This is a genomic window from Pseudomonas sp. R151218B TE3479 (assembly GCF_053629195.1).
Genome location: NZ_JBRJHV010000001.1, coordinates 4,041,291 through 4,066,306 on the forward strand (window position 1 = coordinate 4,041,291; position 25,016 = coordinate 4,066,306).

General features: G+C 61.8%; 22 protein-coding genes and 2 pseudogenes. 14 read left to right on the plus strand and 10 right to left on the minus strand.

Going from position 1 to position 25,016, the window contains the following annotated elements; all coding sequences use genetic code 11:
* The first annotated feature begins 109 nt into the window (after positions 1–109).
* The 4 genes from AB7M32_RS17410 (at position 110) to AB7M32_RS17425 (ending at position 3,410) form a co-directional block, all read left to right on the plus strand.
* Positions 110–646: an RNA polymerase sigma factor gene (locus tag AB7M32_RS17410; protein ID WP_454250714.1), complete on the plus strand. Its 537-nt coding sequence runs from the start codon at positions 110–112 to the stop codon at positions 644–646.
* 98 nt (positions 647–744) lie between these two features.
* The gene (locus tag AB7M32_RS17415; RefSeq protein ID WP_454250715.1) at positions 745–1,104 is read left to right on the plus strand and encodes a hypothetical protein; all 360 of its coding nucleotides are present in this window, start codon (positions 745–747) and stop codon (positions 1,102–1,104) included.
* 2 nt (positions 1,105–1,106) lie between these two features.
* A complete protein-coding gene (locus AB7M32_RS17420) occupies positions 1,107–2,018 on the plus strand; it encodes a transglycosylase SLT domain-containing protein (RefSeq protein WP_454250716.1) in 912 nt (303 codons plus the stop codon).
* 54 nt (positions 2,019–2,072) lie between these two features.
* Positions 2,073–3,410, plus strand: a complete 1,338-nt coding sequence (locus AB7M32_RS17425; protein ID WP_454250717.1) for a hypothetical protein — start codon at positions 2,073–2,075, stop codon at positions 3,408–3,410.
* A 202-nt stretch (positions 3,411–3,612) separates the two neighbouring features.
* On the opposite strand, the gene AB7M32_RS17430 is transcribed toward AB7M32_RS17425, so the two are convergent.
* Both AB7M32_RS17430 and AB7M32_RS17435 read right to left on the minus strand, forming a co-directional pair.
* Positions 3,613–4,437: a hypothetical protein gene (locus AB7M32_RS17430; protein WP_454250718.1), complete on the minus strand. Its 825-nt coding sequence runs from the start codon at positions 4,435–4,437 to the stop codon at positions 3,613–3,615.
* Positions 4,438–4,714: 277 nt separating this feature from the next.
* Complete coding sequence (locus AB7M32_RS17435) at positions 4,715–5,845, minus strand: FAD-dependent monooxygenase (protein WP_454250719.1); 1,131 nt, start codon at positions 5,843–5,845, stop codon at positions 4,715–4,717.
* A 322-nt stretch (positions 5,846–6,167) separates the two neighbouring features.
* Here AB7M32_RS17435 and AB7M32_RS17440 point away from each other — a divergent pair.
* The 4 genes and pseudogenes from AB7M32_RS17440 to nahK form a co-directional block, all read left to right on the plus strand.
* Positions 6,168–6,485 (plus strand): annotated as a pseudogene (locus AB7M32_RS17440) (regulatory protein NosR); the annotation flags it as partial.
* Between the two features lie 168 nt (positions 6,486–6,653).
* Positions 6,654–7,180: pseudogene (locus AB7M32_RS17445) on the plus strand (nitrous oxide reductase accessory protein NosL).
* A gap of 179 nt (positions 7,181–7,359) precedes the next feature.
* Positions 7,360–8,523 carry a nitric oxide-sensing protein NosP gene (gene nosP, locus AB7M32_RS17450; RefSeq protein WP_454250720.1) on the plus strand — a complete coding sequence of 388 codons (1,164 nt, stop codon included), beginning with the start codon at positions 7,360–7,362 and terminating at the stop codon, positions 8,521–8,523.
* Complete coding sequence (gene nahK, locus AB7M32_RS17455; RefSeq protein ID WP_454250721.1) at positions 8,453–11,095, plus strand: hybrid sensor histidine kinase/response regulator NahK/ErcS'; 2,643 nt, start codon at positions 8,453–8,455, stop codon at positions 11,093–11,095. The genes nosP and nahK overlap by 71 nt, the downstream gene beginning before the upstream one ends.
* A 189-nt stretch (positions 11,096–11,284) precedes the next feature.
* On the opposite strand, the gene AB7M32_RS17460 is transcribed toward nahK, so the two are convergent.
* The 6 genes from AB7M32_RS17460 to AB7M32_RS17485 form a co-directional block, all read right to left on the minus strand.
* Complete coding sequence (locus tag AB7M32_RS17460; RefSeq protein WP_060742607.1) at positions 11,285–11,950, minus strand: response regulator transcription factor; 666 nt, start codon at positions 11,948–11,950, stop codon at positions 11,285–11,287.
* A gap of 60 nt (positions 11,951–12,010) precedes the next feature.
* Positions 12,011–12,544, minus strand: a complete 534-nt coding sequence (locus AB7M32_RS17465) for a PQQ-dependent catabolism-associated CXXCW motif protein (protein ID WP_454250722.1) — start codon at positions 12,542–12,544, stop codon at positions 12,011–12,013.
* Positions 12,545–12,795: 251 nt separating this feature from the next.
* Complete coding sequence (locus AB7M32_RS17470) at positions 12,796–13,587, minus strand: ABC transporter permease (protein ID WP_454250723.1); 792 nt, start codon at positions 13,585–13,587, stop codon at positions 12,796–12,798.
* The gene (locus AB7M32_RS17475; RefSeq protein ID WP_454250724.1) at positions 13,584–14,315 is read right to left on the minus strand and encodes an ABC transporter ATP-binding protein; all 732 of its coding nucleotides are present in this window, start codon (positions 14,313–14,315) and stop codon (positions 13,584–13,586) included. The genes AB7M32_RS17470 and AB7M32_RS17475 overlap by 4 nt, the downstream gene beginning before the upstream one ends.
* Entirely contained in the window at positions 14,312–15,301 is a 990-nt protein-coding gene (locus AB7M32_RS17480; protein ID WP_063321454.1) for a YVTN family beta-propeller repeat protein, read from the minus strand. Before AB7M32_RS17480 ends, AB7M32_RS17475 begins: the two co-directional genes overlap by 4 nt.
* Positions 15,302–15,328: 27 nt before the next feature.
* Entirely contained in the window at positions 15,329–16,495 is a 1,167-nt protein-coding gene (locus AB7M32_RS17485) for an ABC transporter substrate-binding protein (protein ID WP_454250725.1), read from the minus strand.
* A 376-nt stretch (positions 16,496–16,871) separates the two neighbouring features.
* Between AB7M32_RS17485 and AB7M32_RS17490 the strand changes: the two genes are divergently transcribed.
* Positions 16,872–18,125: a HAMP domain-containing sensor histidine kinase gene (locus AB7M32_RS17490; RefSeq protein ID WP_454250726.1), complete on the plus strand. Its 1,254-nt coding sequence runs from the start codon at positions 16,872–16,874 to the stop codon at positions 18,123–18,125.
* The gene (locus AB7M32_RS17495) at positions 18,125–18,763 is read left to right on the plus strand and encodes a response regulator (protein ID WP_454250727.1); all 639 of its coding nucleotides are present in this window, start codon (positions 18,125–18,127) and stop codon (positions 18,761–18,763) included. The genes AB7M32_RS17490 and AB7M32_RS17495 overlap by 1 nt, the downstream gene beginning before the upstream one ends.
* Before the next feature lie 74 nt (positions 18,764–18,837).
* Here the strand turns inward: AB7M32_RS17495 and AB7M32_RS17500 are convergent, their stop codons facing one another.
* Positions 18,838–19,482 (minus strand): pentapeptide repeat-containing protein, encoded by a 645-nt coding sequence (locus AB7M32_RS17500; protein ID WP_454250728.1) that lies wholly within the window; start codon positions 19,480–19,482, stop codon positions 18,838–18,840.
* Between the two features lie 147 nt (positions 19,483–19,629).
* Positions 19,630–21,495, minus strand: coding sequence for a quinoprotein ethanol dehydrogenase (exaA, locus tag AB7M32_RS17505; RefSeq protein ID WP_454250729.1), 1,866 nt, complete (start codon positions 21,493–21,495; stop codon positions 19,630–19,632).
* 253 nt (positions 21,496–21,748) lie between these two features.
* Between exaA and pedF the strand changes: the two genes are divergently transcribed.
* From pedF to AB7M32_RS17525, 4 genes are read left to right on the plus strand one after another with little or no spacing between them, the layout of a single operon-like run.
* Positions 21,749–22,210, plus strand: coding sequence for a cytochrome c-550 PedF (gene pedF, locus AB7M32_RS17510; RefSeq protein WP_072405424.1), 462 nt, complete (start codon positions 21,749–21,751; stop codon positions 22,208–22,210).
* A gap of 5 nt (positions 22,211–22,215) precedes the next feature.
* Positions 22,216–23,091, plus strand: a complete 876-nt coding sequence (locus AB7M32_RS17515) for a substrate-binding periplasmic protein (protein WP_454250730.1) — start codon at positions 22,216–22,218, stop codon at positions 23,089–23,091.
* Positions 23,092–23,101: 10 nt separating this feature from the next.
* Positions 23,102–23,857 carry a quinoprotein dehydrogenase-associated SoxYZ-like carrier gene (locus AB7M32_RS17520; RefSeq protein ID WP_060742594.1) on the plus strand — a complete coding sequence of 252 codons (756 nt, stop codon included), beginning with the start codon at positions 23,102–23,104 and terminating at the stop codon, positions 23,855–23,857.
* Positions 23,858–23,873: 16 nt separating this feature from the next.
* Positions 23,874–24,809, plus strand: coding sequence for a quinoprotein relay system zinc metallohydrolase 1 (locus tag AB7M32_RS17525; RefSeq protein WP_454250731.1), 936 nt, complete (start codon positions 23,874–23,876; stop codon positions 24,807–24,809).
* Positions 24,810–25,016: the final 207 nt, after the last annotated feature.

Genomic DNA, 25,016 nt, shown 5'->3' on the forward strand with positions numbered 1-25,016 from the left:
AGAAAAAAACTTAAAAAAATCTTCATGAAGAACAGTGGTTTAGATCGCGCAAACGGTTGGCACGCATATCGCTCTTACAGCCGGACTTACCGTCAAATGGTTATTGTCCATGTGTGTAATCAACTCGATCACGTATCCGGCTCCGGCTTCTCTCCTTCGTCAGCTCGATCGCAGGATGGTGCAGAAGGTGCGGTTGTTTATCAGGGCAAAGGTCGCGAACCCTGATGATGCAGAGGATCTGCTTCAGGCAACCTTCCTCGAAGCGCTACGTAACGAGCACAAGTTTCGGCACGACTCGCTGCTGCTGACCTGGCTCTGCGGCATTGCGCTCAACCTCGTTCGCAGCCATTTCAGGCGCCTCTACAACCAGCCGTTTCATGATGACCTGCAAGAATGCGGCGTATTGGAGATGGCCGACAGTCGCGATGTTGTGTCCGAGGTCAGCGGCTTGCGTCAGCTGGTGCGAGTCTTTCGTGCGATGGAAACCTTGCCGCCGAATATGGAGGAGGTGATTCGGGTCGCGATGGAAATGGAAGGTAATTACCTGGAGACCGCCGCTCGGCTGGATATACCGGTTGGCACGGTGCGTTCGCGCCTGTCGCGGGCCCGCGAGCAACTCAAGCGGCGAGTCTCCAGCGAGTACTGAGCCCAAGCGAATCTGTGCCCATGGCGATTAGAACAGGGAACCTCTTTCGCCTCTGGCTCCACGCATTATTTAGATCCCATCTTCACGGAGTGCCCGGTATGCGAATCTGCATCGCTTACATCCAGGGTCCTGATGACAATTCCGAGGCCGGACAGGCTATCGCACGGGTTCCGAACTGGACACTCGAGACATCATCGGTAAGCGCCGGGAATGTGTGCGCGAACCTGGCCTCCAGCCGAACATTGCTTGTATTCAGGCCAACCGGCATCGAGCTGGCGTTGCAGGAAACGACCAGAGCGCTCGTCGAAAAATCGCCTTCCGCCAAACGTCAGTTTGCTCGATTGATGAGGCGACTGTTCGATACTGGCCCTGTTTCGCACTCCGTACATCAAACCGTTTTGCCTGAGCACTATGCCCTCGAACCGATCGCCACTGTATCCGCGAACCTGGAGCATTGAATTTGAGCCTGTCTATCTCTCCCATTCGTAGCCCCGCCCCCGAGGCGCTCCTTGCGCCTGAAAACCACAACGAGCGGTTTAGACGGCACGCCGGTTCAAATCCCGCCGTGGCTGGCGATATGTTCGCAGCTCGCCCTGAGCGGCCGATCAATTTCGGCCCGCCTCCGCAGGTGCCTGACGGGCCTGTGTCTGCACAGAAGTGTAATGCCGAGCCAACGGACCTGATGATGCAACTGATGGAAGTCATCATGAAGGCCATCATGCAGTGGCTCCATTCCTTGATGAATCAACAGGAAGGGGCCGGGGAAGGCGGGGTTGCCCAGCCAGGGCCTCAACCTCACAACACGTTGATGGCGCAACCGGGTAGTTCTGCCGCGCCAGGCGGTGGAGTCAACAATGCCCAGGCCGGTGGTGTGGCAGGCAGTCCGGCCTTGAGCGGTCAGGGTGGGTTGCATTTGCCCGCGCAGCTGGAGCCGTATCGCCAGGATATCGTGGATGCCTCCAATGCTACGGGCGTTCCAGGCAACGTGATAGCAGCGCAGATCTGGGCGGAGTCCAGAGGCAACCTGAATTCCAGCAGCACCAATGTCAACGGCAAGACCGACGCTGGCTTGATGCAAGTCAATGCCGACACCTTCGCTCAATTGAAGAGGGACAATCCAGCGCTGCTTGGCAATGCCGACGTCAACAACCCCCGCGACAACATCATGGCGGGGGCCCTCTATTTGCGTGATCAGACCAATGCTTTCGGTGGCGACATCGGCGCAGGGCTGCGCGCCTATAACTCTGGCCCCGACAAGGTCAATCGCAACGATTTGGCGGATACCGGAGGGGTAGGGGATCCCGGTTATCCGGCCAACGTATTGCAATTCGCCGAGATCATTGGAAGCGGCAGAGGCCAACTGCCTGGCTGATAGACACCTCGCGTTTGCGCAGAACATAAACCCGCATGTAAGGAGTAGCACCTCATGGATATCAATAGAGCCGGCTCGCCCGTGCCACTGCGCACACTAGAGAGACATCACGTTGACGATGCGCGATCAACGCATCTGGAGCGAAGCGGGGACGTGTCGTCTGTTAATGGAGACAACTCTCCAGAGCTGACCGCGTTGAAAGACAAACTTGACGGCCTGTTCGAACCCCACAGGACGGCTGAGAACCATGAGGCCATCAATGCCTTGATTCATGATCGCGCCGTTGAATTGAAGGAAATGGGAGAGACGCCGGAGACGCTCGATGCGTTGCTCGACAAAGCGGCGCGCATGGATCGTGTCACGGCTCCGATACAAGGTGCGGTGGCTTCCGTACCCTTTGCGGCGGCCTCGGTTATTTTGGACAAGGTGCCCGAGGTGACGGCTCATGTTGCCGATAATCCAGCCTTGACCGGCTTTGTGGCGGGCTCCTTTTCCGGTGCGATGGATGCGGTAGGCGGTGGTCTGCTGGCGAGAGCCACGCACGACACTTATTGGCTGAAGCCGCCGCCGGAAACCTTGGAGCCGGTGATGCAGCAAGCCCTGACCAGCAAAAAGGAGCAAACCAGGGTGAGTAACGCTGGGGAGTCTGCGCTGTCCTGGCAGACCTTCAGTGCTCGCAATGCTGTGCGCTTGGTGGTAGCGGGCGCCATGAATGCCACAGTCGGACCGAAGGCTGCCTCGGCGGTTGATACGGCTATCGCCTCAGCGGGAGGTTTGGCTGCCGGCGCAGGTTATGCCCATCTTATGAACAAAAACGACTTGCAGGCCCATCGTGCCGGGCCCGCCTATCTTTTAGGTCGTACCGACTGGAAGACCCAATATCAAGCGCTGAAAGAAAGTACAGCACTGAGCCCGATGGCAAACGGTGCCAAACGTCTGGCCAAGCTTCCCCTGGACGTCATTACCGATACGGCATCGGCTCTGAGTGGCGCGTTTTCCTTCCCAAGTATGGTTTCCAACGCGGGCGTACTGGGCGGCGGATTCGCTTTGGCATCGCTGGCTCGTGGTGCGGCCAGAGATCTGGCAACCCAGAAAGGTCTGGAGCCAGGAAAGGTCGCTGCGGTAGACCACACGGTTAACCTCGCCATGTCGGCGCTTACTTTTGGTTCTTATGGGGTGGCCAGTATTGCAACCGAGCCCCTCAGCAATGCGGCCGTAAAAGTATTGCAAGAGGACGTTCCCGCCAAAGCGCAGGAAGTTGCTGATGCAACGCTCGAGGCCGGTAAGGCGCTGGCGCGAGGCGCTGTCACTACGGCGAGAGAAATAAAGGACCGCGCGCTGGAGCATCGCAGACTCAGAGAGGGCGGAGGTGCGACGGAGAATCCCGTCTGATTCACGCCTCTCGGATGAGGTCGATAGGCTGCAGTCAGGACTATGAGTATGCGCTTGGCATTTATGCCAAGCGTTTTTTGTCGCAGCAAAATGGCGGGGCATTTTTAACGCTGTAAAGCACCTGACGAAATGTATGGCACCAGGGTGATAGGCACCACGCTGTATTTCTAGCCTCAGATGCCCTTTATGCGATCCGATCTGTTTATCTAGCCCAGCGTTGAAGCTGATCCAGTCTGGCCTCAATACCCGCTTGCTGTGGGGCTGGCAGCGAGGCAACTTGTCGGATCGCGGAAGATAGCGGGTTGAGCATCGGCAACGAGGGTGTGTAGCTCGTTGCATATAAGCTCTCCATTGCGCTTACATGTTGCTCGAGCGCGGCGCCTCGCTCTTGTTCGGGTAGGTGTTGCAACCCATGCAGGTTCAGATTCCTCAAGGTCCAGGCCATCTGGTCTTTTGTTGTTGTCGTCATGCTCATCGGCTGGGCCGACGTGACGACATCGCGCAACTTGCTTGATGCAGCCAAGCCTGTAGTGGCCAAGGCCGGCGTACGTGTGAGATTCAACAACGGCGAAATTGCGCTCGCGAGGCCCATGCTTTGACGGGGTGAAGTATCAATTAATGATAGAGACTGCTCGATCGTTTTCTCCAAGTGCCCAACGTATCGAGTGCCGGTGCTTAATTCTGAAAGTTGGCGTTGCAAATAGGTTGTCAGGCGGCGACTCAGTTTTTCATGATCTTCCGGGTGGAGGGGTGAGGCTAATAACCTAAGGGCATCGTCTATTGCCTGGGGGGCAGCGCGTCCATGACCAGCATTGAGCTGGCGGAACAATTTCTGCAATTGTTTATGCTCCCGGCCGGCAGTGGGTAAGGTCTGGTGGTAAGCGCGCGCCGTACTGGCGAGCGCAGCCTTGTCTTTCGCAGGCAAATGACTGGCCACCTCAAGAAAAATTTCTGGCGGAACATTGCTCAAAGGGCTGGGCCGAAGTGAGTGGCCTGCAGATGAATGTTCAAACTGAATGCCCGTCAAGAGTGACGCGCGTGGATGGTTCGCAGGGGCATGCGGTCGCGTTAAGGATGAGTCTCTTGGGGTATCTTGCGCATCGTGTGGATGAGCCGCGGGGCCATCGGTAGTCGGCTCGGGCGGTGATGGAGCCACCGTGGTGGCGTCCATGTGATTGTTGCGCACGCGGGAAATACAGTTACCACCCATTGTGATCACTTCCTTAGTATTAAATCCAATGTGTGGTTCCAGATTCTCTGCGGGTTCCCATATCGACCAGCCATTCGTTGCCCCGGATCTTTACTCAAAGGGGCGCCGCCAAAGGCGAGTAACTCCGTGCATACAATCTGTTACCGAACACTTTGAGGACGGCGTTGCGCATCGGAGTCGGCCACGCCCGCATTTTATCCCGGGCTGCGCATTGCTTTTGCGTCCATTCAACGCGGTGTCTGCGTTTAGCGGTGTAAGTCGCAAGCGCGCCATCTGGGCTCTCTGTTGCGGCTATCGACGCTGCCAATACCAGCGCATCCTCAAGCGCCATGCCTGCGTTCTGCGCCATACTCGGTGAGGCTGCGTGAGCCGCATCGCCAATGAGCACAACACGTCCCTTTACCCAATCGTCCATGACGACTTGTTCTATTTTGCTGAAATGCACCAGAGTGCCGGCAGGTATCTGCGTAATGAGCGGCAAAATAGGACCGGAAAAATCGTTGAACAGTGCTGGCAGCGATGCTTGCGCAGTTGTGCTCTGAATGTCCTGGAAGGCGAGCGCGGTATCGGCGTATACGTAGATGTCATTGGCGTTTACCGGAATTGCGAGCAGAGCTTTGCGATGACCCAGCATCGCCGTCCAGCTATCAATTGCCGTGGTGTTACGCGTTATGAAACGCCAGCTGACATTGCCGACGTAGGTCGGATCGATCGCCGGGAACAGCATGCTGCGTACCGATGAACCAATACCGTCAGCACCGATGACAATGTCATAAGTGGCGGATGAGCCATCGGAAAAGTTCACCTGGCATGTCGTGGCTGATTGCTCGATTGCTTCTACCGCCAATCCAAAACGTAGCTGAGTCCGAGACAAGGATTGACGCAGAATGCCGTGTAATTCGGCGCGAGGAAGTGAGAGGCAGGGCCCACATGATCCCCACACGTCTTGGGTCTGTGTCACAGATAATTGCCTGCCGTTTTTGTCGAGGATGCTCTGGGTGCGGATGACGGCGGCGGCACTTTGAACACGGTCGAGCAGGCCCAGTTGCTTGAGCGCGCGGCCAGCGTTTCCCGGCAGGAACAGTCCTGAGTCACCGGAGCTTTCGTCAGGGCGGCGTTCAACCAAATCTGCCTGGTAGCCTTTGAGCTCAAGCGCCCTGGCCATGGAAAAACCGGCGATTCCGCCACCGACAATCAAAATTCTCATCCACAAGCCCTTAGTCATGTTAAGTCTTTACAACAGCCGAAGTTGGCACTTTATTCCGTCGATGTAATGCAGTTATCAGGTTGGGCTGCTTCTCCGGCTTGACGAGGAGTGGAACTGCGCCCATTTCGAAGGGCGACACATTGATTGTCCTCCTCCGGGTAGGGCAGCAATTATCTTCGTAACGTTCGGCTAGGCACGTGAATGACTTGGCGTACTGGAAAACTGGAGTGGATGACGAAGCCCTTTATCCTTCAACCACATTGTCGAATCGATGAGTGGTTCCACCGTTACATAGAGTTCCCAGCGTTGTGTAAGCGCAGATTTACTCCAGGCGCAAGAGATGAGAAAAGCCTTCTGGCTCCATGGGCTGTTCGTTCTTTTGTTGTTGATCGCAAACCTCGCCCAGGCCAAGGACTACGGTGATATCCAGCAACAGCGTATCCACCCCGTCCTGAGCGCGGTCGATTCGATCTCCGAGCCCGACGGCCCCTTCGAGCTTCGCAAACTGTCCGCTGCCGGCAAGGTCGTGGGCTATGTGTTCCAGAGCCTGGATGGGGTGAACATTTCCGCTTATTCAGGCAAGCCGATCAATGTCCAGGTCATTCTCGATCCCGCTCCTTCAGCAGTTTCGAGCTGGTCTATCAACTGCCCGAATCCTACCTGGAACGGCCATTATCCAGCGCCGAGCAACTGGCGGCCGCCGAGGAGCCCAGCCGGCCGATGTGGCTGACGCTCTGGTACCAGAAAGGTATGGAAATCAGCGTACTCGGCGCGGCCCTGCTGGTGTGCCCATGATTTCTAAACTTGAACAAGGGAGCATGCAACGATGAACAGGGTGTCCTTCAAGGCGGGCCGTCTCTTGGCCGGGTTACTGATGTGCCTGGCGTTGGCAGCTTGCGACAAGGCCGAACCACTCGCGGCCAGCGAGGCGGTGCCGGCGTTCCATCCCGGTGACGAGTGCCATGTGTGCGGCATGGTCATCACTGACTTTCCCGGGCCCAAGGGCGCGGCAGTCGGGGCAGGGGGCGTGAAGAAGTTCTGCTCGACGGCGGAGATGCTGGGCTGGTGGCTGCAACCGGAAACCATCGGGCTGACGTCAAGCTGTATGTCCATGACATGGGCCGCAGTCATTGGGACACGCCGGATGACGCCCACCTGATCGACGCCCGCACCGCCTACTTCGTCATCGGCAGTGGGCTCAAAGGCGCCATGGGCGTGGTACTGGCCTCGTTCTCCGATCCCCAGGCGGCACAAAAACTCGCCAGCGATACCGGCGGCCGGGTGCTGCGCCTGGAAGACATCGACCAGAAACTGCTGGGGCAGGCAAGCGCGATGGCGCCGATGAGTCACTGATACCTGGCAATGTTGCTTGTATGCCGAACCGCCTTTGTGGCGAGGGAGCAAGCTCCCTCGCCACATTGCGCATCAACCTCATCCCATGGAAGCGTCCACCCACTACCCAAGTAGCATTCGTCGAGCCGGCGCGGCTTCGTACACTCAGGGCTCCTATCACGCACCCGCCGGAGGCGACGATGCAGCAGGCCCAGAGCGAAGGTGTGGTGAGCGCCATGTCCCAGGCGACCGACGTCCAGCAGGTGGCCCAGGCGCTGGCGCGGCAGTTGCTGCACCCGCACCTGGGGTTCGTGCTGTTTTTCTGTTCCGCCGAATACGACTTGCCGGCCCTGGGCCAGGCGCTGTCCCAGAGTTTCGGCGGGATTCGCCTGGTGGGCTGCACCAGCGCCGGGGAAATCACCCCCCAGGGCTACGGCCGCAACTGCGTGACGGCGGTGGGTTTCGACCATCGACACTTTTCCATTGCCGCCGAGCTGATCGGGGAAATGGAACACTTCAGCCTGATCGACGCCCAGCAAATGGTCGAGCGCCTGGCCAGCGGTTGTCGCAGCAACGCCTTGGCGCCGATCAAGGGCCATAGTTTCGCCTTGACCCTGCTCGATGGCCTGTCCAGCCGCGAGGAGATGGTGCTGGCGGCCTTGAGCGCAGCCCTGGGGGACATCCCGCATTTCGGCGGTTCGGCCGGCGATGACAACTACCTGACCCACACCCACGTCTACTTCGAAGGCCAATTCCACAGTGGCGCGGCCGTGGTGGTGTTGATCAACACCTGGCTGGAGTTCGAAGTCTTCACCACCCATCACATCCTGCCTCGGCAAGAGAAACTGGTGGTGACCGGTGCGGACAGCGCCTCGCGACGGGTCTATGAGCTCAACGCCGAACCCGCCGCCGAGGAATACGCCCGGCACATTGGCGTGCCGGTGAGCGCGCTCGACTACCGGGTGTTCGCCGCCCATCCCTTGGCCGTGCGCATCAATGACCAGTACTACGTACGGGCGATCCAGCAGGTGCACCCGGACTTGAGCCTGAGTTTCTACTGTGCGGTGGAGAACGGCATTGTCCTTACCGCGATGACTCCCGGTCCCTTGCTGCACAACCTGCAAACGCTGTTCGACGGTTTGCAGGCGCGCCTTGGCGACTTGTTGCTGACCATCGGCTGCGATTGCTTCCTCCGGCGCCTGGAGTTGGAAGATCGTGGCGGCCTGGAGCAGATCGGCCAGTTCCTGCGGGAACAACGGGTGATGGGGTTCAACACCTATGGAGAACAGTTCAATGGCATGCACATCAACCAGACGTTCACCGGAGTTGCCATTGCCCGACATCGCGTCCCCGGCCATCGCTGACCTACAGGCTCAGCTCGCCAGTCTGCAGCACGAAAACCGCAAGTTGCGGCGCATCAACGAGGCGCTGATCGAGCGGGTGGAGTCCGGCGTCACCCGGGGCAACGACCCCTATGCGGCATTCCAACACTCGGTGGTGCTGGCCGAGCAGGTGCGTGAGCGCACCGATGCCCTGAACCAGGCCATGGCCGAACTCAAGGCCGGCAATCACTTGCTGGGCGAGGCGCGGCTGCGGGCGGAAACCGCACATCGACACCTGATCGATGCCATCGAAAGCATCTCCGACGCGTTTGTGCTGTTCGACGAGCAGCAACGCATCGTCCTGTTCAACAGCCGCTTCAAGGCCTTCTGGGCCAACAGCCGGGTACGGATCATCGCCGGCATGCGTCTGTCCGAGGTCAAGCGCCTGATGACCGCCAACGGCCTGTTCAGCGAAGAACCCCGGGGCCAGGCCGACGAGCACGTGTTGTATCGCTTGCAGAACGGGCGTTGGCTGCAAGTCAGCGAGCGGCCGACCCAGGAAGGCGGGCGGGTGATCCTGTTTACCGACATCACCGACGTCAAGCTCAGCGAAACCGTGCGCCGCGAGCAGGCCATCGCGCAGAAATCCCATTTGTTGCAGCGGGCAGTGGACAACCTGTCCCAGGGCGTGGCGATGGTCAATGCCCAAGGCGTGCTGGAACTGTGGAACCGGCGCTTCCTCGAACTCAGCGGCCTGGCGCCGGTGGCGGCCCACAGGCCGTTCAACGAAGTGATTGCCGACAGTGAGTTGCAACTGCTGACCCCGGCCAGCCGCGACAGCAACGGCCGGCTGATCCACGAATGCGAGCAGCGGCTGTCCGATGGCCGGGTGCTGGAGATTCGCACGCATCCGTTGCCCACCGGTGGCTACGTCAACACCTTCACCGACATCACCGAGCGCTACCAGCATGCCGAGGCACTGAGCGAAAGCGAGCGCTGGATCCGCCTGATCACCGATCATGTGCCGGCGCTGATCGCCTACCTCAACGCCGACCTGGTCTACGAGTTCACCAATAAGGTCTACGAGCAATGGTATTGCTGGCCCCGTGGGGTGATGCTCGGCCAGAGCCTGCGCGAAGCCCATAGCGAGCAGCATTACCAGCGCCTGGAAGCCTACGTGGCCCGGGCGTTGGCGGGTGAGAGCGTGACGTTCGAATTCGCCGAGACCAACATCAACAACCAGGAGCGCTACATGCTGCGCTCCTACGTGCCGAACCGCTTGGCCAATGGTGAAGTGGTCGGGATTTTCGTGTTGATCCGCGACATCACTGAACGCCGTCGCACCGCCGAAGCCTTGCACCAGGCTTACCAGAACCTGGAACAGCGGGTCCAGGAGCGCACCGCCGAACTGACCACGCTCAATGATCAGTTGTTGCGCGAAATCGACGAGCGCAGCCGGGTGGAGTTGCGCCTGCGCGAGGCCAAGCGCGAGGCCGAGCAGGCCAACCTGTCCAAGACCAAGTTCCTCGCGGCCGTCAGCCATGACCTGCTGCAACCGCTCAACGCTGCCCGGTTGTTCACCAGCGCCTTGCTTGAGCGCCGCGAGCCGGTCGCCAACGCGCAACTGGTGCGCAACGTCAGCAATTCGCTACAGGACGTGGAGAACCTGTTGGGCACCCTGGTGGACATCTCCAAGCTGGACGCCGGGGTTATCAAGGCCGATGTCGCGCCGTTCGGCCTCAGTGAGTTGCTGGACAACCTGGCCGCCGAATACGCCCAGATCGCCCGCAGCGAAGGGTTGGAGTTGCACTTTGTCGGCTGTTCGGTGCTGGTACGCAGCGACATGCAACTGCTCGCGCGGATCCTGCGTAACCTGCTGAGCAACGCCATTCGCTACACCCCCAGCGGGCGGGTGGTGCTGGGCTGTCGCCGACATCGCCAGCGCGTGTCGATCCAGGTCTGGGACAGCGGCATCGGCATCGCCGAGAACCGCCTGGAGGAAATATTCCAGGAGTTCAAGCGTGGCGACGTGCAGCGCCCGAACCAGGACCGTGGGTTGGGCCTGGGCCTGGCGATTGTCGAGAAGATTGCCGGGATCCTCGGACACCGGATCCAGGTGCGCTCCTGGCCGGGCAAGGGCTCGATGTTCGCCATCGACGTGCCGCTGAGCGCCACCGCGCCCAAGCCGTTGCCGTGCCTGGACATGAGCGAGCCAATGCTCGAGCGACTGCGTGGGGCACGGGTCTGGGTGCTGGATAACGATGCGGCGATCTGCGCCGGCATGCGCACCTTGCTGGAAGGCTGGGGTTGTCGGGTGGTGACCGCGCTGTCGGAACAGGACCTGGCCCGCCAGGTGGACAACTACCACGCCGAGGCGGACCTGCTGATCGCCGACTATCACCTGGACCACGATCAGAACGGCGTCGATGCCGTGGCCCGGATCAACGCCCGCCGGGCCTCACCGATCCCTGCGATGATGATCACCGCCAACTACAGCAACGAACTCAAGCAGCAGATCCGCGAGCGCGGCCACACCCTGATGCACAAGCCGGTGCGGCCGATGAAGTTGAAGATTGCGATGAGTCATTTGTTGAGCCAGCCCCGCAATCCTTGAGCCGGTCCCCATTGTGGCGAGGGAGCTTGCTCCCGCTGGGTTGCGCAGCAACCCCAAAGAGGCTGAATGCATTCAACCTGACACACCAGGGTGAACGGTTTTGGGGCTACTTCGTAGCCCAGCGGGAGCAAGCTCCCTCGCCACAGGGGCCCCATGGCCTCGGGCCCAGCAGGTAGTTGTGTTGCCTGTTCACCGCCGCAGATAAGCCCCGAAATCGATATCCCCGGCACTGAGGATCGCCTGCACCCGGTTGTGCACATTGAGCTTGCGCAGGATCGCCGAGACGTGGGCCTTGACCGTGGTTTCGGCGATATCCAGGGTGTAGGCGATCTGCTTGTTCGACTCGCCCTTGGTCATGCGTTCGAGCACCAGCAGTTGCTTGCGGGTCAAGGCCTGGAGCAGTTCCGGCGGGAACGCCGGGTTTTCGTTCAGGCGTCTGCCCACCGGGCTCTTTTGCGTGCGGATGATGTCCGGCGGCAGGTACACGTTGCCGTTGAGGATCTGCTCGATGGCGTCGGTCATCTGCGAGCGCGGCGAGGATTTGGTGATGAAACCCACCGCGCCATAGGTGATGGCCTGCAACACCACTTGCTTGTCCTGCTCGGCGGAAACGATGACCACGGGAATGGTCGGTGCCTCGTTGCGCAGGTTTATCAGGCCATTGAGCCCGTGCATGCCGGGCATGTTCAGGTCCAGCAGGATCAGGTCCAGGTCGTCGTGCTCGGCGGTCAAGGCCAGGGCACTGTCCAGGTCGGCGGTTTCCATGACCTCGCTGCCAGGAAACCCGTCGCTGATGACGTTGTGGATGGCTTCGCGAAACAGTGGGTGATCGTCGGCTATCAGGATTTTATACATGGCCATTCACCTCGTTATTGTCGTGTGGGGCAGGGCAGTTGCGCGCATTTCTTTGCAAAATCAGGGGAAGGGTTCGGGGCGGGCCGCTTGCAGGGGCAGGTTGGCCGCCTCCCAGGCATCGAGGCCATCGCGATACCAGTACACTTGCTTATAGCCCATGGCAGCGGCGCGTTTTACCGCGTTCCAGCTCAACCAGCAATCGGAGCGGCAATAAAAGACCAGTGGTCGATCCGTCTGCCCGGCGGTGGCCTTGCGCAAGTGATGGGCGAAATAGTCTTGCCAGGCCGGCGTGAGGTCACCGTCGCCGGTATTGGCCAGCCACAGGCTGCCTGGTAGGTTGGCATGGGGCTCGTTGTCGATAAACTGCCCCTGGACCCAGGGCCGGCGGTACACGTCAATCAGCAGAGGAGGCGACGCTTGCCCGAGCAGCTGTTGCAACGCCTGGGTGTCCAGGGTCTGTGCACCGTCGACGGTGGCGGGCGTCGGGCTGCGGTATTGGGCGATGCGGTAGCCCTGCGCTGAAAACAGCGTGGTCTCGGCCTGGGCGACATTCAGCGCCAGGCCCAGCAAGAGGATCGCCAGCAAACGGGGCATAGGATTTATCCTTTTTGTTATGCGCCCATTACATGCCAGGGTCGAGATCTTGTGAATGCGACCATAGACAGGAAAACCGGTACTAAAGTAGTAATTTTAGCCATGGAGCCCCGCGCAGAACCCTTGTGGGAGCGAGCTTGCTCGCGATAGCGGTGTGTCAGTCAACATCATTGCTGAATGATCCGCCGCTATCGCGAGCAAGCTCGCTCCCACAGGGTTTCCACCCATAGGGATATTGGGATAGGGCAGGATCAACCCGCCTTACGCAACGCCGCATGCTGCGGATTGAACGTCCACACCGCCATCAGCGCGAACACCAGCGTCAAGCCCACGCATACCGCCATCGCCAGCAGATTGAACTGCTCATACAGCGCAAAACGCACCAATTCCACGCCATGGGTGAACGGGCTGACCGCGCAGAGCCAGTACAGCCAGGGGCTGGCTTCCTGCATTTTCCACAGTGGGTACAGCGCCGAGGACAGAAAGAACATCGGGAAGATCACGAAATTCATCACCCCGGCAAAGTTCTCCAGTTGCCGGATGGCGTTGGACAGCAACAAGCCCAGGGCGCTGAGCATCAGGGCCACCAGCAGCAAGGCTGGCAAGGCCGACAGCAGACCCATAGCCGGTGGCTGGATGCCATACAGCCAGGCAATGGCAAGAAAGGCATAGACCTGTAACAGCGAGATCAGCGAGGTGGCCAGCAACTTGCTCGCCAGCAGGAAAGCCCGGGGGAGGGGGCTGGTGAGCAGGACGCGCATGCTGCCCATTTCCCGGTCGTAGACCATCGACAGCGAGCCCTGCATGCCGTTGAACAACAGGATCATGCAGGCCAGCCCCGGCACGATGTACACCTCGTAGGGAATGTAGGTGTCATAGGGCGCGATGATGGCGATGCCCAGTGCCGCGCGAAAGCCGGCGGCGAACACCAGCAGCCACAGCAGTGGTCGGACCAGGGCGCTGAGCAGCCGGGTGCGTTGCAGCACGAAGCGCAGCCATTCGCGCACCACGATGCCGCTGAAACAGTGCCAATACGCGTTCATGGCCGGGCTCCCGAGGCGGTCAAATGGGTGAAGGCCGAACCGAGGGTGCCACCGTGTTCCAGGCTCACCGCGTCGGCCTGGCCGCTGGCAACCAGGCGGCCCTGGTGCACGATCAACAGGTCGTCGCTGGGTTGCACTTCGTCCAGCAAGTGAGTGGTCCAGAGCACGCTGATGCCCTGTTCGCTGCACAGTTGTCGAATGTGCAGGCCGAGGGCAAGGCGGCTGGCCGGATCGAGGCCGACGCTGGGTTCGTCCAGCAACAACAGGCGCGGCTCATGGAGCAGCGCGCGGGCGATTTCTACCCGGCGTCGATGGCCGCCATTGAGGTCGCGTACCCGCTCGTGGCGGCGCTCGGTCAGGTGTTGGCGGATCAGTTCGGCATCGATGCGGGCGCAGCCTTGGCGCCGGGAAAAACCATGGAGCGCCAAGTGATAGCGCAAGTTCTGTTCGATGCTCAGGTCCAGGTCCAGGGTGCTTTGTTGGAACACCACGCCCAACTGGCGCAAGGCCGGTCGTGGTGATTTGCGCAGGGAGTGGCCGCCGACGCGGATATCGCCGCGTTGCAGGTCGTACAGGCGGGTGAGCAGGGCGATCAGCGTCGACTTGCCAGCGCCGTTGGGCCCCAGCAGCGCGGCGAAACGGCCGGCGGGCAGGCTGAAACTCATCTGCTTGAGGGCTTCGCGCGGGCCATAGGCAAAGCTCAGGTCGCTGACTTCCAGAGCGTTCATGGCGTGACCACCACGCCCCAAGGGTAGCGCCCGACTTTCACCGACTTCAGGACTTTGCGGCTCTCTACATCGATCACCGAGACATCGCCACTGACGCCATTGGTCGCCAGCAGTTGCTTCTGGTCCGGGGTGAAAGCCAGTTGCCAGACCCGTCGGCCCACCAGCAGGTAATCCAGCACTTCGAAGGTCTTGGCGTCGATCACCGCCACATGGTTGGCCGGGCCCAGGGCGACGAACGCCAGCTTGCCGTCGGCGCTGAGCTTGATGCCCACCGGCTGCACCTTGTCCGGATGCACGCCCTTGATCTGGAACGTCAGGGTCTTGAGCACCTGGCGGGTGGCGACGTCGAGTACGGTCAGGGTGCCGCCGATCTCCGCCGAGGCCCAGAGCTGCGTTCCGTCGCGATTGAACTCGACGAAACGTGGCCGTTGGTCCACCAGGGTGTTGTCGGCCAGGGTCTGGGTGCTGGTGTCGATCCAGTGCAGCATGTTCGTGGTTTCACTGGTGTTGACCGCCCACTTGCCGTCGGGGCTGACGGCCATGCCTTCGGGCTCGACACCTACGCCGATCTGGCCCAGCACTTCGGAGGTCTGGGTGTCGATCACCGTGACCAGGGCGTCGTCTTCGTTGGAGACATACAGCCAGCGGTCGTTGGGATGCAGGGCGAATTGCTCGGGATCCTTGCCCGAAGGCAACTCCTTGATGATCTTGCGGGTGGCGACGTCCATCACCTGGACCCGGTCCGAGTCGCTGGCGCAGATGTAGAGCAGGCGATTGTCATGGGACAGCAACAGGCCGCGGGGGCGTTGGCCCACGGGCAAGGTCTCGATGACTTCCAGGCTCTGCATGTCGATCAGGCTCAGGCTGTTGTCTTTTTCGTTGGAGACCCAGGCGATGCTGGCAGCGGCGGGACCGGCGGCCAGCAGAACAGCGCCCAGGGCAAGGACTTGGCAGAGCAGGGCCGGTTTGAACAGCGGGCGGCGCATGGCGGTTTTCCTTATTGTTGTTATCGATCAGGGGTAACGGCAGCTCACTTCGGGCCGGTCGTAGCCCAGGCTGTCCATTTCATTGGAGGGGTGCAGAAAACCGTCCTGGGGCGAGGTGCTGACCAGCGCCCGGGGTTGGACCAGGGGAATCGGTTGGCGCAGTTGGCCGTTCCACGGCCGGTAGCTGAGCTTGCGGCCCTTGAAACCGTCCAGGGGCAATTGGTCGCTGAGGGCCAGTTGGCGGATGGCGAACGGGTCGGCCTGACGCAGTTTGCTCACCGCGCTGGCGATGCTGCGCACGGCGATCCAGGCGGCGAAGTCACGGTCGTTCATCCAGCGTCCGGCGAGGGCTTCGAAGCGTTTTTGCAACTGTGCCGCGCCGTAGGTTTCCACGGTCTTGTGCCAGCCGGTGGGCGTCAGCCCTTGGGTGCCGGCCACCGGCCGTGGGTACCAGGTCTGGTAGGGCAGGTATTCGCCGAAGTCACCTCGCTCGTCGGCCACCAGCACCACGTCGTACTCGGCGGTCTGGGTGAACAGCGGCATGTCGGCCTGGGCGCTGCGGCGCTGGTCGTTGTCGAACTGCCAGGCCTTCTCGGCGACGATCTTCATGCCGAAGCGTTTCATGGCCCGGCGCAATGCGGCGGCATAGGCCTGGTCCTCGGGCGTCTGGCCAACGATCAGCAAGGCCCGCTGCCATTTGCGCACCACGCTGAACTGCACCAGGGCATCGGCGAGCATGGCGCGGTCGGGCAGGCTGTGCAGCACGTTGCCCAGGCAGTCGGTGGTGCGCAGGCTGTCGTCGGGGCTGCCGGCGTTGAACAGCAGGCTGTCGGGTAGGGCGGCGCTGAGATCGCGCAGGCTGGTGGCTGGTGCATTGACCACGAACAGCCGCAGGCCTTGGTCGTGTTGGGCGCGGGCAGCCTGGAGCAGGGCTTCGGGACTGTCGACGCTGGCGCTTTCCAGGCGATAGTCGTGCTGGAGAAAACGCCCGGTGCTGTTGCTGTCGACGATCGCCAGCTCAGCGCCGCGCAACCCGGCATCGGCCGGTTCGGCAATGACATTGGACAGCAGCGGGCCCGGGTCGGGGCGATAACCCAGGTAGCCGATGCGCACTTGCAGCGGCGTGGCGTCGCCCGCGTGAGCGGTCGCCGCTGCCAGCAGAAAAACCAGGGCGTAATTGACGAGCCGGCGCATGACGTCCTCCATTGCGGGTAGCGCCAGCATAGGAAGGCTATGGCTCTGGGGAAATATGCAGAAAGTACCGCCGGGGCAGTACCAAGGTAGTAACTCGCGTTGGAAGCCGGGGTTTTAGGATGCAGGCATCGTCATTGCCCAGGAAGGGACAGACCATGCGGACTCTCAAGACCCTGCTGCTGACGTTGCTGCTGATCCTGAGTTTGATCGGGGTGGATCGTCCCAAGGCCTGGAACTCTCCAACCCCTCCTGTGGGAGCGAGCTTGCTCGCGATAGCGGTGCTTCAGTCGGCCTCAGTATCGGTTGTGCCGCCGTCATCGCGAGCAAGCTCGCTCCCACAGGGTGGGGGTATCAATTCAGGGTTGGAGCACTAGCCATGTCGGCCCTATGGCGCATCAACCTCTGGGTGTCAGCCTTCTTCGCCCTGGTCACCCTGGCCTGTGCCGTCCTGCTGTTGCACCAGGCCATGGCCGATGTGACGCGAGAATTGCAATCAGCCGAGTCGGTGGTGCATTACCTGCGTGAAACCGCCGAGCGCGATCCGGCCAGTCTTCAGCCGCGGTTGACCGGCAGCCTACGTCATGTGCGGGTCCGTTGGCTGGCCCCTGGGGAACGGTTCCCCGCGGACGAAGACGGGATGAAAGCTTGGCTCGGCCGCCAGCTACTGGAAGACGGCCCCGCGGCCCAGGTGGTGGAGTTGCCCGACGGTCGGCGGGCCTGGATTGCCGTCGATCCTCGGGACGAGATCGACGAGATTCTCGATTCGTTGGTGCAACTGTTGTACGTCTGCGCCTTGGCGCTGTCGCTCAGCCTGTTGGTGATTCGCTGGGCGGTACGCCGGGGCATGGGTTTGCTCGATGAATTGCTGCAGGCTCTGTGTCAGGTGTCTGCCGGAAACCTGCAGGTGCGCCTGGGCACTGAAGGTGTTCCGGAAGCGCAGCAACTGGCGGGGCATTTCAATCGCATGACCGCCGCCCTGGCCGAGGCCCAGGCCGATAACGCCCGACTCACCGAGGCCTTGCTGGCCGTGCAGGAGCAGGAGCGCACCCGGCTGGCCCAGACCCTGCACGACGACCTGGGCCAATACGTGGCTGGCATTCGTGCCCGCGCCTGCCTGTTGCGCCTGGTGATGGATCAACCGCGGGCGCTGGAGCAGACCGTCAGCCAGCTCGAAGACCATTGCGAGCATTTGCAACAGGGTTTCCGGGCGCTGGTGCATGACTTGTACCCGGTGGTGTTGCAGCACCTGCCGTTATGCGAGGCCATCGGGCTATTGGCCGGGCAATGGCAGGCCAGCCAGGGCATCGCCTGTCAGCTGCGGATCGACGAAGCATTGCCGCCCATGTCCGGATCGGACAAGACTCACCTGTATCGCTTGCTACAGGAAGCCCTCACCAATGTTGCCCGGCATGCCGGTGCCACGCAGGTACGGATTCGCCTGCAACATCGCGCCGGGCGCCTGCGCTTGCTGGTCCGCGACAACGGCCGCGGTGCGACGCAGCCACCGCGCGCCGGTGTGGGCTTGCACTCGATGTCCGAACGGGCGCGCAGTCTGGGCGGGGAGTTGCGCATCATCAGCCAGCCTGGCGCCGGTTGGGCGCTGGCCTTGAATATTGCTCTGGAGGCGTGATGAACATTTTGTTGGTGGATGACCATGCGGTGGTTCGGCAGGGCTACGCCAGCCTGTTGCGGGTGCTGATGCCGGACCTGCAGGTCCGCGAAGCGGCCACCGGTGAAGAGGCGCTGAGCCAGGTGCAGGAGCAGGTGCCGCACCTGGTGATCATGGACTTCGGCCTGCCCGGTATCAGTGGTCTGGAAACCACCCGCCGGTTGCGCCAGCGCCTGCCGCAATTGCGGGTGTTGTTCTTCAGCATGCACGACGAGCTGCCGCTGGTGCGCCAGGCATTGGACGCCGGCGCCGCGGGCTACCTGACCAAGAACTCGGCGCCCCAGGTGCTGGTGGAAGCGGTACGCCGAGTGCTGGCCGGCCATGCCTACATCGAACAATCCCTGGCCACGCAACTGGCCTGCGCCAGCTCCCGGCAGGATGTCGACCAGCGTCTGCAATGCATGACCCAGCGGGAGTTGGAGATCTTCGTCATGCTCGCCAAGGGCACTCCCGCCCGCACCATCGCCGAACAGCTGTGCATCAGCGCCAAGACCGTGTCCAACCACCTGACGTTGCTCAAGAGCAAGTTGCAGGTCAGCTCCCATGCCGAGCTGGTGCACTTGGGGATTGATATGGGGGTGGTGCGGGTGGCGGGGTGAATCCCAGGTTCCACTGCGATGGTCAACGGTGGTGAGGGGATAAATCCCCTCGCCACAGGGTTCTGTGGCAATCCTTACTGATCCCAAGAAGTCGGGCAGCCGGTGCAGCCTTCCATGTTCGCATCCTGGAAATTTCCATAGTGCTGGCGGGAGCCGCTCAGGTTGGCCTGTTCCAGGTTGCTTTCGCCGAGCTTGGCCTCCTGCAGGTTGGCGTCGCGCAGGTCGGCGCCCTTGAGGTCGGCCTTGCTCAGCCAGGCCATCTCCAGGTCAGCGGCCTGCAGGTTGGCACCCTGCAGCCGCGCGCCGGACAAGCGAGCGAACTGAAGGTAGGCGGCGGTCAGGTCGGCACGCTGGAATTGCGCCCCCTGGGCGAACAGGCCCCAGCCCTGGATCGCCTTGAGCGTGGCGCCGCTGAAGTCCGCCAGGCGCAGGTTGCTTTGTTGCAGGCTGGCGCGGGTCAGGTTGGCGCCCTGCAACTGGGCTTTCTCAAGGTTGGCCAGGTCCAGCCGCGCGTGCCGCAGATCGGCATCACGCAGGTCGGCACCGCTGAGGTTCATTTTGCGCAGGTCCTGGTTCGCCAGTTTTGCGCCACGCAGGTTGGCGCCGGGGCATTGACTGGCTTCGGCGATGACGCAGCCGTTGAGGGTGAGCGGGGTGTCGAGGTCGTCGGCGTTGGCAAAGGCGCCAATGAACAGTAGCAGCAATGACAAGCATCTCATGACATGAACTCGGGCAATTGTGGGAGCGAGCTTGCTCGCGATGGCGGTGGTTCAGCCGGCATTGATGTTGACTGACGCGGCGCCATCGCGAGCAAGCTCGCTCCCACAGGGGATTGTTGTATCGATCAGGATTCAGGTGGGATCGGGCTATTTCTGCGCGGTTGCCTTGTCCCAACTCGGAATCTTGAACACCCAGAACGACCCACCCTGGGCCACGGGCTTGGTCAGTTCGGCCATGTCGCCGCCCCACAACGGTACGGCGCCGCCGTAGCCGACGGTCACGCCGATGTACTGCTCGCCGTCCTGTTCCCAGGTGATGGGCGGGGAGACGATGCCGCTGCCGGTCTGGAACTTCCACAGCTCCTTACCGGTTTTCGCATCAAAGGCCTTGAAGAATCCGTCGCCAGTGCCGGTGAACACCAGGTTGCCCTTGGTCGCCAGCACGCCGGCCCACAGCGGCAGCGGTTCCTTGTGCTCCCAGACCACCTTGCCGGTGGTGGGGTTCATCGCCCGCAGGCTGCCGACGTGATCGTCATACATGCGCTTGATACGGAAACCCATGCCCAGGTAGGCCGAGCCTTTCTTGTAGTTCACCTCTTCGGTCCAGTACTCCTCTTTCCACTGGTTGCCGGGGACGTAGAACAGCCCGGTGTCCTGGCTGTAGGCCATGGGGTTCCAGTTCTTGCCGCCGAGGAACGGAGGCGAGACTTCCACCGGCTTGCCCTTGGTTTCGCCGGGCAATGGCTTGGCCGGGCGCTGGCCGGGATTCTCCACCGGACGGCCGGTCTTCAGGTCGATGTGGCTGGCCCAGGTGATGTTATCGACGAAGGGGAAGGCGTTCTGCAGCTTGCCGTTGTTGCGGTCCACCACGTAGAAAAAGCCGTTGCGGTCTGCGTGGGCGGTGGCCTTGACCACCTTGCCGTCCTTGTCCTTGTAGTCGAACAGCACCAGCTCGTTGTTGCCGGAGAAGTCCCAGGCGTCGTTGGGCGTGTGTTGGTAGAACCACTTCACCTCGCCCGTGCTTGGGTCGACACCGACCTGGCCCGAGGTGTAGAGGCTGTCGTAGTCGTGGGGGTTACCATCCTTGGCCGTGCGCGCCCAGGTGTTCCAAGGGCCGGGGTTGCCCGCGCCGACGATGATGGTGTTGGTCTCGGCGTCGAAACTGGCGCTCTGCCAAGGTGCGCCGCCGCCATGACTCCAGGCTTCGACCTTGCCGGTTTCAGTGGTCTTGTCGTCGGGCCAGGAGGGCGCCTTGACGTCGCCGGTCGGGGTACTGTCCTTGCCGTTGAGGCGGCCCATGTGGCCTTCGACGAACGGGCGCATCCAGACTTCTTCGCCGGTGTCCGGGTCGCGGGCGAACAACTGCCCGACCACACCGAATTCGTCGCCGGAGCTGCCGTGGATCAGCAGCACCTTGCCACTGGTCTTGTCTTTGATCAGCACTGGGGCGCCGGTCATGGTGTAGCCGCCGGCGTGGTCGCCGAACTTCTTGTTCCACACCACCTTGCCGGTGTTTTTATCCAGGGCGACCACGCGCGCGTCCAGGGTGCCGAAGTAGATCTTGTCGCCATAGATCGCCGCGCCGCGGTTGACCACATCGCAGCATGGGCGAATGTTGTCCGGCAGCCGGTGGTTGTAGGTCCAAAGGCGCTTGCCGGTCCTGGCGTCGAGGGCGAATACCCGCGAATAGGAACCGGTGACGTAGACCACGCCGTCGCTGACGATGGCCTGGGACTCCTGGCCGCGCTGCTTCTCGTCACCGAACGAGTAGGACCAGGCCGGGGTGAGCTTGAAGACGTTCTTGTCGTTGACCTGGGCCAGCGGGCTCCAGCGTTGGGCGTTGGTGCCCATGCCGTATTGCAGCACGTCCTGGGTGGTCAGGTGGTCGTTGGCAATGTCTTCCCAACTGACCCCTGGCGTCGCGGCGTTGGCCAAGGGGCTCAGCGACAGACTGCCGGCCAGCAGCAAGGCAACAGTCAGGGCGGAGAGGGCGGGTAGCGTTTTTATTCTCATGGTGGCAGTTCCCAGTGAAGGTTTTGGCCTGACTAGGTTGGGTCGCGCCGGTGCCTGGCCGATACGGAAAAAGTCCCGCCCTTGCCGGGAAGACTTCCCGAACCGCCTGTCTTTGCGACTTGCGTCGGATGGCCTGCTACCAAGGAACTAGACCCCGGCCACCAAAGCAGCATTCGGCTGGCGCCCCAGGGTTCCTAAGATGACGGCACGGCCTCTGCCAAGAGGTCTTGCGTGCAATCCAGAGGGCATAACAATGACAACAAAACGCAACGCCATCATCGTTACCGCATTACTGATGGGGCTGACCGGCGCAGGCTCCGCGTGGGCCCATGGCAACGTAGTGCCCCAGGCAGTGGAAACCAAGGGGCTGACCCCGATCAAGGACAGCAACTTGCCATTGGACGCTGATGGGTGGGCTGCCCAGAACCCGTATCGCAATTCTCCCGAGCGTGAAAAAGCCGTGGAAATCGGCGCCTCAGCCTACAACCAGAACTGCGCGGCCTGCCATGGCCTGGAAGCCAAGTCCGGCGGGATCGCCCCCGACCTGCGCATGTTGGACGCCGCCGAAGCCGGAGACGAATGGTTTGTCGAGCGCGTGCGCCACGGCGCGGTGCGCGACGGTCGGGTCTACATGCCGAAAATGGCCGATTACCTGAGCCAGGAAGCCTTGTGGGCGGTGCGCACCTATCTTGACAGCGTGCACGTCGAGGAGTGATCGCCATGCGCTGGTTCGCCTGGGTAATCTGCTGCGTGTTGCTAGGTGCCCAGGCGGTTCAGGCCCAGGTGCGCAGCTACGACCAGATGATTGCCGCCGGGGAACTGAAGGTGGCGGTCTACAAGGACTTCGCCCCTTACAGCTTCGAAGACCAGGGCCAGCCCAGGGGCGTCGACGTCGAACTGGCCCATGCCTTGGCCAAGGCCCTGGGTGTGCGTCTGAAGCTGATGTGGGCACCGCCCGGCGAGAAGCTCGATGACGATCTGCGTGATTACATCTGGCGCAGCAGCCCGCTGCATGATCGTCAACTGGCCGACTTGATGATGCGTGTGCCGTACGATCACGACTACGTGCAAAAGCGCAACGACATCGGTGAGCTGGAAAACGCCCAGGTGGTGATGTTCGGGCCTTATCAGCAGGAGTGCTGGCAGGTGGCGTATGACCGCCGCCGGCTGGATTCGGTGGGCAGCGTCGCGGTGTTCCAGCAGCACCCTATCGGGGTGGAAGTCGACAGCGTGCCGTCGTTCTACCTGACGTCGGTGTTCAACGGCATGCTCAGCGCCAAGACCCGCCATTACCCTGGTGTCAGCCAGGCCTTCAAGGCCATGCAGGCTGGCGAGGTCGACGCGGTCATGGCCATGCGTGGGGAAATCGACTGGCAAGTGCATGAGGCGGCCGATCCGCAATTGGCACTGGCGGAGAATGCCTATCCGAACATGGGCAAGCAACGCTGGGAAATCGGCATGGCGGTGCATGAAAGCAACCGTCAATTGGCCTATGCGGTGGAAGAGGCACTGGAAGGTTTGATCCGCGATGGCAGCGTCAAGGCTGTCTACGCCCATTACGGCCTGCGTTACGAAGTGCCCGAGATGTACCAATAGGAGCGCAGGGATGAACTGGCGAGCGTATGGCCTGCTGTTGTGGTGCCTGCCGTGGCTGGCGATGGCGGTCGAGCCAGGAAAGGATCCGGTGCCGTCGGTGATGTGGGCCTTTTATCACAAGCAATTGTTGGGGGAGGCGCCGTTCGTGTTCGACGAGCGGGTACGGCTGCTGGCGCCACCCTTTGCCGAAGACGCGCGCCAGGTGCCGCTGGAAATCGATGCCCGGGCCTTCGCCGGCGACGTCGTGCGGGTGCTGGCCTGGGCCGAGCTGAATCCGTTGCCGAAAATCGTCGACTTCCAACCGGGGGAGCGGGTGCTGCCCTGGTTGTCGATCCGTATTCGCATCGAACAAGCCACGCCGTTGCGGGCCGCCGTGCAGACCCGTGATGGTCTGTGGCATGTCGGCTCGACCCTGATCGACGCGGCGGGTGGTGGTTGTACTGCGCCCAGCGTGGTGCGCACCCAGCCGGGTTGGGAGGAGCATCTGGGCGAGGTGCTGGGTGGTCGTTATCCGCGAGGGGATTCGAGTCGCTTGCGCCTGCAAATTGCCCACCCCATGGACAACGGCCTGGTGAGCGGCATCCCGGAATTCTTCATCAACCAGGCGCAACTGTTGGACGCCGACGGCAAGCTGCTGGCGCGCCTGGAGCTGTTCCCGGCGGTCAGCGAAAACCCCAACCTGGGCTTCGATATCCAAGGCCCAGGACAGACCCGCCTGGTGCTGCGTGATAACAGCGGCAACGCGTTCGAGGCGGCCATTCCCTGACCAAAAGGAACGCGCCATGCGCTGGCTATTACTGATCTGTCTTGGCCTGTGCCTGCCGGCATGGTCCGCCACCGATTATTCACTCAAGCCCCGGCAGATCGCCGAAGGCACCTGGCTGCTGGAAGGCAGCACCGAGAACTTTGCCAAGGCCAACGGCGGCAACATCGTCAACACCGGCTTCATCGTCACCGATGCCGGCGTGGTGGTGATCGACACCGGGCCGTCGAAGCGCTACGGCGAGGCGCTGCGCCAGGCCATTGCGGCGACCACCGATAAGTCGGTCGTCCAGGTCTTGCTGACCCATCATCACCCCGACCATGTATTGGGCAACCAGGCGTTCAGCGACGTGCCCATCGGTGCCTTGGCGGGGACCACGGACTTGCTGCGGCAGCAGGGCGATGCCATGGCGGAAAACATGTACCGTCTGGTGGGCGACTGGATGCGCGGCACCGAAGTGGTGTTGCCCACTCAAGTGTTGACGCCCGGTGTGCTCACGGTGGGCAATCACACCTTGCGACTGTTGCAACTGGCCGGGCATACCGGGGCCGACCTGGCAATCCTCGACGAAACCACCGGCGTGTTGTTTGCCGGCGATCTGGTGTTCTACGAACGGGCCCTGACCACCCCCAACAGCCCGGGGCTGGAGGTCTGGCTCAACGACCTGGACACCTTGCAGGCGTTGCCCTGGAAGCAGATCGTGCCCGGTCATGGCCCAGTGGCGACTGACGCCCAACCCTTTGCGCAGATGCGCGATTACCTGGGCTGGCTCGACCAACTGATGCGCGACGGCGCGGCCCGGGGCGACGACATGGCCGAGATGATCCGCAGCCCCATCCCCGAGCGCTTCGCCGGGATCAGCCTGAGTCGGTATGAGTTGATTCGTAGTGTCAGCCATCTCTATCCACGTTATGAGCGGGCAGTGATGAAACGGGTGGACGCCAGGCCGCAATAGCCTTGGTCGTATGAGGTCCCTGTGGCGAGGGAGCTTGCTCCCGCTGGGGCGCGCAGCGGCCCTAAAAAGTCTGCAACAACACCGATAATAAGGGTAGCGCGCGAAGGGGGCCGCTTCGCAGCCCAGCGCGAGCAAGCTCCCTCGCCACGGGTGTGTGCAAGACCCACATGTACCAAGGAACTAGAAAACTCAACACAGCGGGCAATT